This window comes from Allorhodopirellula solitaria (assembly GCF_007859855.1).
Classification (GTDB): domain Bacteria; phylum Planctomycetota; class Planctomycetia; order Pirellulales; family Pirellulaceae; genus Rhodopirellula; species Rhodopirellula solitaria.
On the sequence record NZ_SJPK01000001.1, the window covers coordinates 191,574 to 206,445 of the forward strand.

Annotated in this window: 11 protein-coding genes and 1 pseudogene; 5 read left to right on the forward strand and 7 right to left on the reverse strand. The window is 54.7% G+C overall.

The window, feature by feature from the left end:
• Positions 1 to 59 precede the first annotated feature (59 nt).
• From CA85_RS00795 to CA85_RS00815, 4 genes are all read left to right on the forward strand, one after another.
• Complete coding sequence (locus tag CA85_RS00795; RefSeq protein ID WP_146389278.1) at positions 60 to 1,583, forward strand: protein kinase domain-containing protein; 1,524 nt, start codon at positions 60 to 62, stop codon at positions 1,581 to 1,583.
• Between the two features lie 72 nt (positions 1,584 to 1,655).
• Positions 1,656 to 2,057 carry an RNA 2'-phosphotransferase gene (locus tag CA85_RS00800; RefSeq protein WP_246112460.1) on the forward strand — a complete coding sequence of 134 codons (402 nt, stop codon included), beginning with the start codon at positions 1,656 to 1,658 and terminating at the stop codon, positions 2,055 to 2,057.
• 398 nt (positions 2,058 to 2,455) lie between these two features.
• On the forward strand, positions 2,456 to 2,848 hold the full coding sequence (locus tag CA85_RS00810; RefSeq protein ID WP_146389282.1) for a four helix bundle protein: 393 nt from the start codon (positions 2,456 to 2,458) through the stop codon (positions 2,846 to 2,848).
• Between the two features lie 138 nt (positions 2,849 to 2,986).
• The gene (locus CA85_RS00815) at positions 2,987 to 3,892 is read left to right on the forward strand and encodes a M28 family peptidase (protein WP_146389876.1); all 906 of its coding nucleotides are present in this window, start codon (positions 2,987 to 2,989) and stop codon (positions 3,890 to 3,892) included.
• Positions 3,893 to 3,926: 34 nt separating this feature from the next.
• Here the strand turns inward: CA85_RS00815 and CA85_RS25330 are convergent, their stop codons facing one another.
• The 7 genes from CA85_RS25330 to CA85_RS00845 all read right to left on the reverse strand — a co-directional run bounded on the left by CA85_RS25330 (position 3,927) and on the right by CA85_RS00845 (position 13,797).
• Positions 3,927 to 4,139 (reverse strand): hypothetical protein, encoded by a 213-nt coding sequence (locus CA85_RS25330; RefSeq protein WP_222435381.1) that lies wholly within the window; start codon positions 4,137 to 4,139, stop codon positions 3,927 to 3,929.
• Positions 4,140 to 4,240: 101 nt separating this feature from the next.
• Positions 4,241 to 5,170, reverse strand: a complete 930-nt coding sequence (locus CA85_RS00820; RefSeq protein WP_146389284.1) for a DUF4435 domain-containing protein — start codon at positions 5,168 to 5,170, stop codon at positions 4,241 to 4,243.
• Complete coding sequence (locus tag CA85_RS00825; protein WP_146389286.1) at positions 5,167 to 6,489, reverse strand: AAA family ATPase; 1,323 nt, start codon at positions 6,487 to 6,489, stop codon at positions 5,167 to 5,169. Before CA85_RS00825 ends, CA85_RS00820 begins: the two co-directional genes overlap by 4 nt.
• Before the next feature lie 96 nt (positions 6,490 to 6,585).
• Positions 6,586 to 8,703 (reverse strand): DEAD/DEAH box helicase, encoded by a 2,118-nt coding sequence (locus tag CA85_RS00830; protein WP_146389288.1) that lies wholly within the window; start codon positions 8,701 to 8,703, stop codon positions 6,586 to 6,588.
• Positions 8,700 to 10,028 carry a BREX system ATP-binding protein BrxD gene (gene brxD / locus CA85_RS00835; protein ID WP_146389290.1) on the reverse strand — a complete coding sequence of 443 codons (1,329 nt, stop codon included), beginning with the start codon at positions 10,026 to 10,028 and terminating at the stop codon, positions 8,700 to 8,702. The genes CA85_RS00830 and brxD overlap by 4 nt, the downstream gene beginning before the upstream one ends.
• Complete coding sequence (gene pglZ, locus CA85_RS00840; protein WP_186774671.1) at positions 10,025 to 12,997, reverse strand: BREX-6 system phosphatase PglZ; 2,973 nt, start codon at positions 12,995 to 12,997, stop codon at positions 10,025 to 10,027. The genes brxD and pglZ overlap by 4 nt, the downstream gene beginning before the upstream one ends.
• Positions 12,994 to 13,797 (reverse strand): hypothetical protein, encoded by an 804-nt coding sequence (locus CA85_RS00845; RefSeq protein ID WP_222435382.1) that lies wholly within the window; start codon positions 13,795 to 13,797, stop codon positions 12,994 to 12,996. The genes pglZ and CA85_RS00845 overlap by 4 nt, the downstream gene beginning before the upstream one ends.
• Before the next feature lie 158 nt (positions 13,798 to 13,955).
• Between CA85_RS00845 and CA85_RS00850 the strand changes: the two are divergent.
• Positions 13,956 to 14,582, forward strand: a pseudogene (locus CA85_RS00850) (ISKra4-like element ISRma1 family transposase); the annotation flags it as partial.
• Between the last annotated feature and the right edge of the window lie 290 nt (positions 14,583 to 14,872).

The following is a 14,872-nucleotide window of genomic DNA, read 5'->3' on the forward strand; positions in this document are numbered from 1 at the left end:
GTCGGTAATTTCCATCACAGGCAGGATGCCCATGCCACTTAGCAAGTGAGAAAGCGAGTTTGGAACCGGACACCAGCCACGAAGAAAAGGCGAAAGTTTCCGATTCGATCACGGATCGGCCGGATGGCTGGTTGCTGCGCGAGTGGAAATCAGGCAACGAACGGGCTGCCGAAGTCCTCCTCGACCGCTACGCGATCCGCTTGGTGGCCTTGGTCGCCAGTCGCCTGAACCGTCGCTACCAGGCCTCGATTGATCCGAGCGAAGTCGTTCAGTCGGCGATGGGTAGCTTCTTCGATGCCGCCCGGCACAGTCGCATTCAGGTCAGTGGCAGTGTTTCGCTGTGGCGACTGCTCGCGACATTCGCTCGCCGAAAGATGGCTCGCTCGATTGAACGTCAATCTGCGATCAAACGGGGCGGCGATCAGATCCAGCACTCACTTTCCGTTGTGGACGAGGCGACGAGTCCATACTCACTTTCCGTACTGGACGAGGCCACGAGTCCACACAGTCTCGATACCCAGGGACTCGTCGCCTCGTCCACTACCACACAAGATGAGGCGGACGCATTTCTCACGACGTTGAGGACAGAACTGACCGACGATCTGTTTGCGATCGTCGAGGGGTTGCTATTGGGCCAGACGCAGCGGGAGCTAGCCGAATCGCTGGGGATCGCCGAACGAACCGTTCGTCGCCGCCTGTCGCGAATACGCAGACTGCTCGCTCCAAAATCCGCAATCGCCGAAGTGACCGCACTCGCGGCGGAAAGCCTGCCGGCGTTGCCTCGCGTCAACTACAACGAGTTTGTACTTGGCAAATTGATCGGTAGCGGCGGATTTGGCAAAGTCTATCTTGCCAGAATGCAATCCGACGGCCGAACGGTAGCTGTCAAATTCCTTCGCAAAGCGTTCTGGCAAATCGAAGAAGCTCGCCAGTCGTTCCTGCGCGAGATCAATATCGCGTCGCAGATCAGTCATCCCGGTATCATTCGCTATCTCGGATACGGTGAGTCCCCACACGGCGGTCCGTACGTCATTAGCAAGTGGATTGATGGGCAATCACTTCAAAATGCCTCTGACGCGGAAGAGCAACAGTGGATCAGTTGGCTCGTGCAAATCTGCGAGGCGATCCAAGCAGTACATCAAGTAGGCCTGATCCACGGCGACCTGACGCCGAACAACATTCTCGTCGATGCTCAAGATCGAATCACAATCACCGACTTTGGGTTTTCCCAAGCGTCCGCTAAATCGGCTTTGCCAGTACTCGGCGGAACGCTTGGATTCGCGGCACCCGAGCAAATTACCCCAGCTTTCGGATCCATCAGTTTCAAAACCGACATCTACGCCATCGGCGGGCTTCTTCATTGGGTTCTATTTAGACAACCACCCAACGCAGGTCAAAGCTTCGAGGATACGCTTACGCAAACGCTCTCGCCTCAGCATCCTCGAGTGTCAACCTTCGACGCTATTCTCCCAGCATTTCGCAAAATCCTGATTGCCACGCTTCGCAAGCCACCCGCCGACCGATCAATGGGCCTGACTGATATCATTCAAGCGTTGTTAGAGACGACAAGGAAAGCCAGGTGATTCGTCATGTGCATGGGGGGCTAACGCAGCCACAATGCGAACGAGCGAGGCAACCAGCTATCGCTCGAACTGCTGCACGAAGTCGTCGCCACAAACGACAAGAAACGTTTCGCACTCAGCGACGACGGCCTACGGATTCGAGCCAGCCAAGGTCACTCGGTATCCGGTGTCGACTTGAAACTTGATGAGCAAACGCCGCCCGACACGCTCTACCACGGAACCGTCGCCTCATTCATCGAGAGTATTCGCGCCGACGGACTTCGGAAGCGATCGCGCAACCACGTCCACCTATCCCCTGACGAAACAACTGCAACCAAAGTCGGTTCACGACGAGGCACCCCAGTTGTCCTCCGAGTCGACGCGGCGACGATGCACCAACAAGGCCACCGTTTCTTTGTTTCGGCTAATGGAGTCTGGCTGGTCGATGCTGTGCCGACGGCGTTCTTGACGTTCCCAGCCGAGAAGATCGAGTGAGTCACCAATGAGCGGCAAGGTCATCACTGGATGCATTTTAGGAACCGCCGTTGGCGATGCGTTGGGATTGCCGTACGAAGGCGTCTCGCCGCTACGGGCACCGCCGTCCTTGGAGCCGCGATCGACGATGTGCCGAGAATGCTGGACTGGACTTCGTCCGAGCGTCACCGCGACTCACGCACACGGACCCGAAAGCCGAGTGCAAAGCAGTCGATGTCGCGTTGTCGGCAAAGCATTCGCGAGATCCTGGATGCGAACCTTTGGCGCGATCACATTGTCGATGCGATCGGTGACGAGGGAATTGAAGTGAGGGATTGATTGCAAATTGCAAATTATTCATTGCAAATTGTATATTGAGGGATGGAATCGAAACGAGTCATTCAATTTGGAGTGATCCAATGAAGCCTGACGATCTGTCCGAACGACTACTCGTGCTTGCGGTGCGTATTGGGAAAGTGGTCGATGCGTTGCCTGAAACGAGGCTTGGAAAGCACATTGCGGGACAATTGGTTCGCAGCGGAACCTCTCCAGCGCCAAATTACGAAGAGGCGTGTGCGGCAGAAAGTCGCCGTGACTTCATCCACAAGGTTCGAATCGCACTGAAAGAACTTCGCGAGACGCGATGTTGGGTCAGGCTTATCATGCGTTCGGATCTGCTTCCCGAAGCACGCATGACCGAGATCGCAAACGAGACCGACGAACTGTGCAAGATCCTCGGTCAATCCTTGGTCACCGCACGTCGAAACGAAGATCACGCCAAAGCAATCGCTCGCAAACCGTCCCCGAAATGAATATCGTCTAATTGCCAATTTGCACCGTTCAACCTACAAAAGTGTCATTGTCGCGTGTAGGCAAAAGCAACCCTGAATAACATTGATCAATTTGAAATGTTCAATTTGCCATTTGCAATCTTCCCGCCCGCCATTCTGATGCCCACGGAACCAAACACCGTCGACCGCGACACGATCGAAGCGAACCTTCGCCTGCATGTCGACCGACTTGCCGGGTTGATCGGCCCACGCACGTTGAAAAAACCGAGAACAATCGAAGCGACAATCGGTTACCTCGAAGGCCAGTGGTCTGAGATGGGCTATTCCAACGATCGCGAGTGTTACGATGCACTCGGCGACGAAGCGATGAACCTCATCGTCGAGCAGCCGGGATCAAAACGAGCCGACGAAATCGTGCTGCTCGGCGCCCACTACGACACCGTTTCGGCCACACCCGGAGCGGACGACAACTCATCCGCCGTCGCCGTGTTGCTCGAAGTCAGTCGCCTGCTTCGCGAGCACACCGGTCGCCGATCCGCGCGCTACGTCGCCTTTGCCTGTGAAGAACCACCGTACTTCAACCTCGATTCGATGGGCAGCCAGCACCACGCTCGCGAGTCCCGCCGCCGCGGCGACAAGATCGTCGGCATGTTGTGCTTGGAAATGGTCGGCTACTACGCGTTGCACAAAGGCTCGCAAACCGTCCCACCCGCGATCCCCAAGTTCCTGCATCGCTTCTTCCCGCAACGCGGCAATTTCCTGGCCGCCGTCGGCAACATGCCATCCTGGAAACTCAACTGGCAATTCCGCCGAGGTTTCAAACGCGGCACCCAGCGGATGTCCCTGTTCTCAATCTGCTTGCCCGAAAAGATCAACGAAATCCGCCTCAGCGACAACAGCTCGTTCTGGGACCAGGGCTATCCCGCCCTGATGCTGACCGACACAAGTTTCCTCCGCAATCCACATTACCACCAAGCCACCGACACGCCGGAAACTCTTGACTACCCGAGAATGACCGAAGTCACCCTCGGCGTCGCCTCAGCCATGCGGCGATTACTGGGGTAATCGAAAGCTGGATCGCCAGCGCGCGACCATCTTTTCACCCTTCACATTGGCAGCCTTTCAAGACGATCCAGCAAAAGGACTGCATCGCCGATCCCAAGCTGATTTGCATCGACCGGCAACCGCCCGGAACCCGCCAAGCAACTGGGCCGACAACGGGGCGAGACGACAACGGTGTTTTGAACATCGGCGACTTCAGTAGCGCCGTGTTCAGCGTCGTCTCATCCATCGTTCCCAGAAAACGACGCATCCCGCTTCGTCCGCGAAGTCGAATCCGTCGAACTGTAAGTCGAAAGACGAACAAAACCGAAACGCCCGCGGAGGAGCAATCCCCCGCGGGCGTTTTTATGGTCAAGTTAAGTTTGCTACAAACATACGGAGGCATCGTGGCGTCGAAGCGTACTGACTTAGTTCTGAAACAATGTTCTCTCTCGATAGCCCAAGCTTGACTCTTCGTTTCCCGGCAAAGTATTGTGGACTTGTTGAGACGCGGTCAGTCTTTAGCACTTCCAGCGCTTTTCGCAGGAACTCTGCGAGGTACTTTCCTCGAAACGCGTCAATTCGATTGCTATATCGAAACCATTCTTCGTATCTTCGTATCTCATCACGAGGTAATATATGGGCATCGGGGAAAAGCTCAGGTAGTGTCGTTTCATCGTAGAGTCGGACGACGGTGTCGTGCCTGACAAGGAACAACTTCGCAAACGCGACATTCTTGAGATTGAGCGTAGAACTTTGACCACTTATCTGCTCGTGTTTCCGCTGCAGGAAGATCCACGCGTTCAATAGTGTCGCTGCGTCTAAAAACGATTCCAGCAATACTTGAAAATGCTGCAAAGCGACAGTCTCACCAGCTGGACCATCGAGTGATGTGTTGAATTCGTTTTCTAGAATCGCAGACAAGACCTCTTTCCTCATATAGAGGTTCTCAATCGAGTAGCATGGCGTTACGTAGTGCCAGCCAGCAAGTCGATTTTGTCCGCGAGCGTCAAAGTCTCGATCAATAAAGAACATGCTCCGTTCCGCGTGCGTTCGCTCAAACCCCTTCTGGCACCATAGTGAATTTACCCTTTTGACTTCTCGCTTTCCGCCGCAACTCAGTGAGCGAATGCGTCTGTCGTCACCCAGTAGCGTCTTGAGTCTGATTTCGTAGTATTTTGAGTCTTCTCCTTCAAAGAAGCAGAATACTTTACTGGAATCGGAGCCCTGCTCTATGAGAAAGCAACGCCAAGCCACGGCGTAGGAATCACGTGAGGCTCGAAGTGCATCAGCACGTGTCATTGATCCCCTCCATGAAAACTTACTGAAAGCGTTGTCGCGTGAAGATCGAGGTCGTTCTCGTAAATGAATGGAGAGTGTGTCGCAGCAAGTACGAATTTACATGTATCGGACTGGTAGATATCCGCTAGCAACTGTCGCTGCCATTCTATGGAGAGCGAAAGCTCTGGTTCATCGAAAAATACTCCAACATCTCGGTCTTCATTTAGATGAAGCCGAGAGAAAATTGATACTACCTGTTTCTCCCCTGACGACAAATGCTGAAATTCAACGAGATTGCCAGTCCGAGTATTTCTTATTTGCAGCGATACCTTGCTTTCGTTGTAGATCACCTCCTTTTCATTCAGGTATCGATTCACCACAGTTGCGAATCTCTTGATCGCCTCATCCTTCTCTCTTTGCTCTCGATATACGGCCATCAAATTCCCCACGAAGTAAACCAGAGGTTTGAAATGGGCCGCTTGGATTTTGTCAGACCTAACAAGATCGAGAAGCTTTGATTTGTCTTCTTTAGATATGTTCTCGCCCAAACGCTCCAAGACAATCTCGATGTACTCTGAACTTGCCAATTCCGCGATATCGTCTGGCTCGACATGAATTCCGTCAATCAGCTGCGTCAGCATCTGCCCGCTGATTCTGGCATAAGATTCCACGAAAGATGAGCGAATGTCTGATGTGACTCTTTGGACTTGAGAGGAGACATCGTTCATCCCGAAGTGGATCGACATGTCGTCACTGCCTCGCTCGTCATCATCATCTTCGACAAGAGAAAGTGCAGCCTCTACTCGTCGATAGGTCGGAAAGTAGATCGTCTCAAGCGGATAGCTTTCGTCTAGGGTCTCTTCATGCCGCGCAAAGTTGCTTGGTACCGTTTCCTCGAACAACAATTGCTGCTGCCGAGGTGAGTGGACAAGGAAATTGCGGAATTGCGACCTTGACATCCCGACGTATCGCTGCGCTCGGCGAGTAAGATTGCTCTCTTCGCCGCGCAATAAGGTGTTTCGCAAATAGTTGATTTCAGCTTTAGAAAACTGGGCGGCTATCTTCTCCGACATGGATGCATTCTCGAGATACTCTTCGCACTCACTGCGTTCCACCCGGAGAGCCTTTCCATTGTGGAACACTACTTCAGCTGCTTCAAATGGAATCTGCGAAAGCTGTACCCATCTACGAGTGAGTATCAATACTAAGGCCCTGATGAACGTGGTTTTTCCTGACCCGTTTGGGTCAACCAAAATGGCTACGTTTGAATCAAAGTCCAGTCCAATATCTCTGTCCGAAAAAAGCTTTTCGATCCGAAAACTCTTGATTGGAGAATGCATTCGATTACTTTCCTAAATGTTTCTGCATCTGGTTATTAAAAAATGTGTTTCTAAGACTAAAACGGACTGCCACAAATGTATCACGGGTTGCGGCATTCAAGCCTGACAGATGGTGTTCAACCATTGTCTTGTTTTCTTGTTAGCTAGGAGATAGCGACTCACTGTTTCACGCTCAACCCAGTCTGGCATGAGAGGCTGGAACTTCGTTAGGCGGTAGTTGGGGATGGCGGCGGTGATGGAGGCGTGGAGTGCCTCGTTGGACCAGAAGTCGTCTATGGAGATTTGGGCGATGGCTTCGCCTAGCCATGCGGATGTTGGGCTGTCGCCGCGGATCTTGATGGCGTAGTTGTCGGGGGTGAACGTCCAGGTTGGCTCTAGGAATGCCAAGGCGTCGCGGAGTGTTGAATTGATCCGGCCGCCAGCGAAGGTCCACCAACGGAGTTCCACGGTGTCGCCGTCGATGCCGCCACGTTCCGAGTCGAGGAAGCCGCCCAAGTTTCGGCGTTCTTCTTGCAGAACTTCGCGTGATTCGGTTTCGAGATACGGATAGTCTTCCGCTGAGGTGAGGACCTGGAGGACTTGTTGGCATAGGTCGTAGCTGAGGAATTGCGGCAAGAAGCCGCCCCAAGATGGCTGGCGACCCATTGAGGTCGGGATGACGAAGATTCGGCGATCGTCATGGTTGATTTGGTGCACTGCCCAGGCTCGGCCACCGAGCAGGAAGCTGCTGACATCTTCGACGAGTCGATCGACGTAATCTTGGGTCAGTGAACCGACCGGCTGGCCAGCAATCGTCATCACGGCGTAGGTCTTTGGTGTTGAGAAGACCGCAAAAAGTTCCATGAAGTTGCGACGGCCGAAACGACGCTCTGCCGTTGGACCAAGAGAAAGCAGGCCACTAGAGAGCACCATCGAGCCGTCTTGGATCATCCAGGCGATCAGTCGATCGAATTCGTCACGCTGAATGCCGCAGAAGTCCGGTAACCGAGATAGGTGTTCCCATGCCTGCTCTGGACGCAGTCCGCCGGTGGACAGGGACATCGCGAGCAACTGATGGATCAGCACTGGCCAGCAGCGATCGTTGACTTCGATGCTTTCGACCCAGCCGGTTTTCGCCAGCTCGATGATCGCGATCGCTTGTAGAACGCCTTCGCTTGTTTCGCAATAGAACGTTGTGTTGGCCGGTGTGTCGCCTCGTCGGCCTGTTCGTCCCATCCGTTGCATGAAGGAACTGACGGTATCGGGAGCCTCGGATTGCAGAACGTAGTCCAAGTCTCCGACGTCGATCCCGAGTTCAAGCGTTGAGGTACAAACGATGCAGGCATCACTTCCACTGTGGAACTGTTCTTCCGCGAATTGACGTTCTTCCTTGGAAACTGCGCTGTGGTGAACGAATACTTCGGTGCCTTCACGCCTCATCTGTTCGGCGACCGCTTCGGACGTCGCACGCGATTGACAAAAGAACAAACTCTTGTAACCGCGAGCTTTTCGAGAAGCTTCATTTGCGGTCGAAGCCAACCCAGCACGGTGGAATACTTGCAACTGGCGTCTTGATGGTTTCTTGGGCGGATCCACGACGACGCCTTCTCGCTGTGAACTCCCCTTCAACCAGGTAAGTATCGCTTCGGGGTTTCCGACCGTCGCACTAAGCCCGATGCGTTGCAGATCGTGCTTGGAATACTTTGCGATTCGCTCCATCACGCTCATCAAGTGCGCACCCCGATCGCTTCCCGCGATGGCGTGGACCTCATCGATGATGACATAACGCAGCTCGCGAAATAGCGTCTGTTCATCAACGCTTTGCGAAACCAACATCACCTCCAACGACTCGGGCGTCGTCATCAGCAACTCGGCCGGCTCCTTCTTGAACTTGTTGCGTTCGTTAGTTGGCGTATCACCGTGCCATACGAATCGGCGCAGTCCGACCATTTCAGTGTATTGGTCCAACCGATGAGACTGGTTGTTCAGTAGCGCCTTGATCGGAGCGATATAAATTGCGCCAACGCCGTCGATCGGATCACTGACAAGGCCCGAAAGTGTTGGAAAGATCGAGGCCTCCGTTTTACCGCCCGCCGTGGGAGCAAGCACGACTGCGTTCTTACCAGCAAGGATTGCCTCGCCGGCCAGTTCTTGAACAGGACGGAGGCTCGTGAATCCGAGACGTGAAACGATGGCCTCTTGCAATCGAGGGGCAAACTGAGAAAAGACGCTCACCAAATATCCTCAGCAACGGGCGGTTCGCCATCGTCGTCTCCGTCGCCCTGAGTGAGCGCCGCACCACTGATCGCCAACTGTTCCTCTGATGAAAGATCTTGCGGCTCGAACCCGTACTCCGTCATCGGATCGTAATCCTCGTTCTCGTCCACCAAGTCCAACTGCGTCACAAACTGGCGAAGGAACTGTCGTGGAACAACGCCGACGTCTCCCTTGAAGCCCTTCGTTACCTCATCGACCAATCGGTCGATGAATTCGATGCTGACCTTGCTGTCGATACGAGATTGATCGTTGGTTGGATACAATTCGCGAAGCTTGACGGCGACGCTGCGCAGTCTTTCAGCATCAAACGGCGTCAATTCCAATTGAGCTTGCCGAAGGCTGGCAAACCGTCCTTGTTTCATGAACTGAATTCGGTCGTGTAGCGGAGCAAGTCCGGCAACGCCCTGACGCGAATCAAAGAAGTCCGGCGTTCCAGTGAACACCCATAACATTTTCGGGTAGGAGCCTGCGGCATCGGCAATCTGTCGGATCCCATTGAGCGACTTGTGACGCGAGTCCTTCCGCATGCGAAGGATGGTTTCCGCTTCATCAATCACGATCACCAAACCTTTGTAGCCGGCCGCCTTGACGATCTCCAGTACACCACGAAGGTAGTCCAACGCGTCGCGACTGGTGATGTCACCCTTGATACCGGCAGCCTTCTTGGCCGACGCAGCCACGTTGCCGCTGCCACAGAGCCAAGAGATCAATGAGCCGGCTTCGGCAGCATTGCCCTGTTGTTTGAGATCAAAGATTGTTTGGATGACGCGAATGAAATCTTGAGGTGCCTGTCCGCCTGTCATCGACGCCAGGTCGTCGTCAAGTCGCTTGCGGACCTTGGCATCGAAATCGTCCGCGTTCTCGTCTTCGCCGGACGCGATCAATGCGTCTTCCACCTTTCCGATCCAGCGGTCCAGAATGTCACCCATCGCACCACGCGGACAAACGTTCGTGCCAAGTTCGATCATCACCTTTCGGTACACATCATCGAAGCGATGGAAACGCAGATCGTTATCGGAGACGACAACAAAGCTAGTCGCGAACCCGTGGGTCTGGGCATCCAGCAGGGACAGCCGGGCCATGAACGTCTTACCACACCCGTAGCCGCCACGGAGAAACTTGATTGTGCCCTCGCCGCCTTCCGCCAATTCCAATTGGCGTTCCATCTCGCCGCGAAGCTTCTCGATGCCAACTGCAAAAGCGTCGATGCCACGTTCGGGAACCAATCCCTTCCGGAGGGACTCGAAGATGTGCTGAATATCTCGATTGGTCATTGCCGTCATGGTGCTTCTGTATCCTTGATAATCTTGTACTCCGTCTCATGTTCACGGACATATCGCTTGATCCCGCCGACGACGTCAATGCGAGCCTCGAAAGGAGCTTTTGCAGCGAAAGCCTCAAACTTCGATGAGAATCGGCGTGCCTGTCGCGCACCGCCCAACAAAGACGCGGCTTCCTCTTCGGTCACAGTACCGTGCTTTTCCAAATGATTGAAGAACTGGCGAACCTGGTCGTTCTCTAATTCGTGAAGCCAGGATCCATCCTCGATTTCATCAACAACAGATTTAGGCGGCGTTTTTTCGCTCTCTGGTTCGGCCTTTGCCCCCGCACCGCCAACCACCGTCACAGTAAACCGATCGGGGAGCGGCAGCGGCGAGACATCGGCGTCGGCGGCAGGGTGGTAAAGCTCGACACGCACGCGACCGTCCGATTTACCTTTCAAACGAAAGAACACCTCGAAGGGCGTCCCCACCGTGGCCTCGATCGTGCCACTCTTCAGTTTCGCACCTCCACCTCGCACTTGGACCAATTCCAGCGACACATCATCGGCTTCCAGTGGTCGTAGTGCAGCGGTCAATTTCAAACCCTCCGAAAATCCCAACGAAGCTTGCTCGCTCATGTGAGTCAGGGTCGCCGTGACGCAGTGCATTTCAGCCACCGCTTCTTCCCGCTTTACATCCGTGAACCCGTATCGTTCATTCTGTCCACCGACGGCAGCGCGGTGGCTGATCGTGACAACCGGGATCAATCGCTCCTGCAACGAGTTCCCACCATGCAAATAGTTCAGCGACTTATTGCCAATATCAAACGCCGCCGTCCCCAATGGAAAGAATAAATGTTGGTCACAGCTTTCGTAACCAAGGTCCGAAAGCGGCACGCGAACTTCGCCGTCGTGGTCCGCCGAAGGTGGACGCAGCACATGTCGGCGTCTCGGATCGACTTTTCGTCCGTGCGATTGAACTTCCGACAATCCGTCGCGAAGCAGGAACCCATGATCGGCGGTCAACACGAACTGCTTGACGCCCGCCTCACGCAACAATTGCCAAGCCGCACGGATACTTTGCATCGCGTAGTCGAAAACAACTGGCCCCAGATCCTTTTCACCAGCATCGTCAATCTCTTGGCTGTGCACATAGATCAGCTTCGCACCTGCGATCTTTCGACGAAGCTGCTTGCCATCCAATCCACTGATCTCTTGCAACGTCAACATCGGACACGTCCGGCCGCCGACCTTTTCGTGCATCGCCCGTTTTCGGCTGGCCGGATCCTTCACTTGAAACTGACCGGAATGGAAACTGCGCACCGAACCGTTCTTCACGTCCGGTTTCATCTTTCCCTTCTGATTCACCGGGGCAAGTGCATTCATGCCCACCGACGTCACCGTAGGTAGCTCCGCCAGCCGGCCATTCAAGTGGACCGTCGTTGCCTTGGCCGACTCAAACTCGTCCATCAATTCCGTCGCCATTTCAAAGCGAAACGCATCAACAGCAAAGACCGCCACGGCATCACCGTCCTTGCACAACGGCACTACCACATCGTCAAAGAAATCGCGTTGACGAAACTCAGGTTTCGGCAAGAACCCGTGGGATTGGCAGAACTGATTGAACTCAATCGCCCACGCGTCCGCCCAGTCACGCCACAGCAAACGCATCGCGTCGAGCGGTTGACGAACATCGTAGTAACGCGGCAAGCTGGGGAATAGCAAGCTCCGTCGCTGTTGTTCCATTTGACGATGGGCGCGATCAACGGCTGCACCCTTGGCAATGTAGATGTCCATCGCCTCGGTCAGGCTATGGAGCTCGCCAAGGGTCGCTCCCGCCTTCTCGATCGACTCCCCTAGAACCGCTGCCGACAGCAGCAATCGCCACGAGCTTTCCCGTTGTGGGTCTTCCTGCAACCAAAACGATTCGCCGCTCAGCCGACGATCCGCCCAAGTTCGAGCCACCTCCCATTTCTCTTCCTTGATGGCTTCCAACGTGCCCTCAAAAATCTTTTGCTCTTCAAACTCAAACGTATCGACTTTACCCAAGTCCTCCGCGCGGGCAGCTATCTTCTCGACTTCTAGGAAGTTCTCCGCATCGTTTGACGTTCGCAGATAGAACTTCACATGATTTGTGCGTAAGTAGCAGGCTAGCGAACGGCACGCTTGTTTCAGTGGCGTAGCTAACGTAGACGCATCATTCAATCTTGGATCCACGGGATCACGATCCAAGTCATCGACGTACTCGACTGCCATTGCCCACGCAGCGGCAACGAAAGCGATGTCCTTAGGCCCGATCTGGGACTCGTCGCGTTGGCTTTCGCGAAGCAGATCAGTTCGCCAGTCGCCGGGCAGTCCTAAGGTCGCTCCCAAGCGATTCCAGATCGGTTTTAAATCCGCACCGTCATCCACTCGGTCGGCGACGGAATCCGGCATCGGGTTCGCGCTCAGCAGATCATCCAGCAACGCTTCCGCCGACAAAGCATGCAATTGGCCAGCGACCGAATTGCCCCCCGATCGCAACATGTCACAAAACCACTCGTCGGCGGCGACCAGCGATTTCTCGCCTTCAGTCAAGAACGCTTTGATTTGTTCAGGCGTTACTTTTCCCGTTGCAGTTTCCGTCACCAAGGTCGAATAGCGCTTTTCAAAACGGCGGCCGGCCAGACACAGTTCCAAGATCGGAGTCTGCTTCACCGATTCCTGGTTGAATCCCGGCATGTGAATGACCATCGGATGGCGACTGGGCGAGCTGCTGACCATTCGCAGGTCAAACAGCAATTGCAAATGGCTGCCTCGGAAAGCATGCACTACATACGGCAACTTGCCATCGGCCTGCATCTGCGTGAGCGAGTCGACAAAGTCGGTGTAGATGCTGCCGGCGTCCAACCAAATAACAATGTCATGTTGGACTATCAATGCGCGCAACTCCGACTCCAGAGCTTTGGAGACGGGGCCGTGACGTCGCGCGGTTGTGAGTGTATCCGTCATGCTTCCTCGACCGCCTCCTGCCATCCGACCAAGTAGCCCGAGTCGCCGCCGCGGTTTTGGAGCAGCTTGTTGCGGCCCGTGGCTTTTTGAGGAGTTCCTTTCAGCAGCGCAGCGCGGGCGGCTTCTTCGTCGGGGGCGATCAGGCGGAAGCCGAATTCTTGTTTCTTGATGATGCGGGTTTCCATGTCCCAGCAGGCTTCAGCCTCGACGGACCAGAGACCGGGTTCGAGGATCGTCAGTTCGCGGAGAATTTTTCCTTCGGTGTCTTTGCGGCGGCGGTGAATTTCTTTCTCGATCGCCGCGATGGCTTCGAGTGGTTCGTCCCGGAGGTAGGCGGCGCGATGTTCGGTGTCGCCTCCGTCGCCACGGTAGGGAGTCTCTTCGATGCGGAAGTCGGGGGCGATTTCATCTTGCAGACGCAGTTCCCATGCCCAGGCTCGGGCCGGGTGGTATTTCCAGAAGCAACCGTGTGCGACGCCCAGGGATGGATCCTCTTGGCATTTCTCGTCGACGCGCGTCGGCCAATATCGCATCGCCAAATGCGACCAGTCGTAATCCTTGTTGCCTTTGGGATTGGCCAGGGCGAGTTGCTTCCACCACTTCTTGGGATCTTTCCATTGCGGATCGAGCAGCGGCCACAGGGCGGCGCTGTTGATCATCACACCGTCGTCCAGATCGGGATCGTAGCGGGCGTCAACATCACGCTTCGGGCATGCTTCGTCGGTAGGCGGCGGACCTTGTTCGCTGCACTGCTTCACCATGGCGATAAACTCATCGAGTTCTTCTTTCCACGCCTTCACCTTGGCGAAGCGGGCGTCAGTATCCTTGGTTCTTCTCGGAATTTAGTGGCAGATAGCCGATTTTAGCTGGTTTTTGTAAACTGGTGGGATGAACAGTCTCAACGAACATTACCGTGATCTTCTTGGCCTCGATGATTCTTGGACAGTGTCCAAGGGGCTGGCTCAGCAGCGAAGTGCAATCACGTCGAGCCAAAGATCAGAAGTTGATTGTCTTGATGGATGGGCAGGAGGCATTGTGGGACACCTCAGCGATGCACTTTTGTGATGAACAAACCGTCGAGATACTCGATTTTTTGCACGTAGCGGTTTACGTTTGGGCAGCCGCAGCGTTGTTTCACCAGAGCAGTGAGATGAAAGAGGCTTTCACCTACGATCGTCTGGCACGGTTACTTGCTGGCGACGTCAAGGGCGTCATCCGAGGCTTGCGTCGCATGGGTTCGCTCCACACGCTCGCCGGAGAATCCGCAGAGGATTGCGCACGAATCACGGGGTATCTTGAAAAGCACGCTGCGAGAATGAAGTACGATGAGTACCTCGCAATGGGCTACCCCATTTGCTCTGGCGTGATTGAAGGCGCGTGTCGGCACTTAGTGAAAGATCGAATGGAACGCAGTGGGATGCGTTGGTCTCTTGAGGGTGCTCGAAGCATGCTGCATGTTCGAGCCGCATATCAAAGCGATTACTGGAACCAATTCCATGACGAACGCAAAGCAAAGATCATAGACCGCACACACACCAACCGATCTCTTGTCGCACCCTACAGACCGCCGGCACTCGCGTGTTGACCGGCGGAACGCCGGTCACACCCTTTGGTCTGTCATGATGAGGGTGCTCAATGCCGAAGGATTGTGGACCCTCTCATGATAGAAAACCAGCAAAATTTTGGCAGTCCACGACTCGCCACAATCATGGCGAAGTGCTAGCAAATGCCGACCCCGCAAAACACGGCGTTTTTAACGCCGCCGGGAATCGCTGGCCTTTTGCTGAGTCATATCAAGCACCCAGTGGAGGGGCTGTTGTCACCGGTCCGGTCATTGCAGCAGTTGCTCTCACCGCTCCTCACGACCACCGAAGC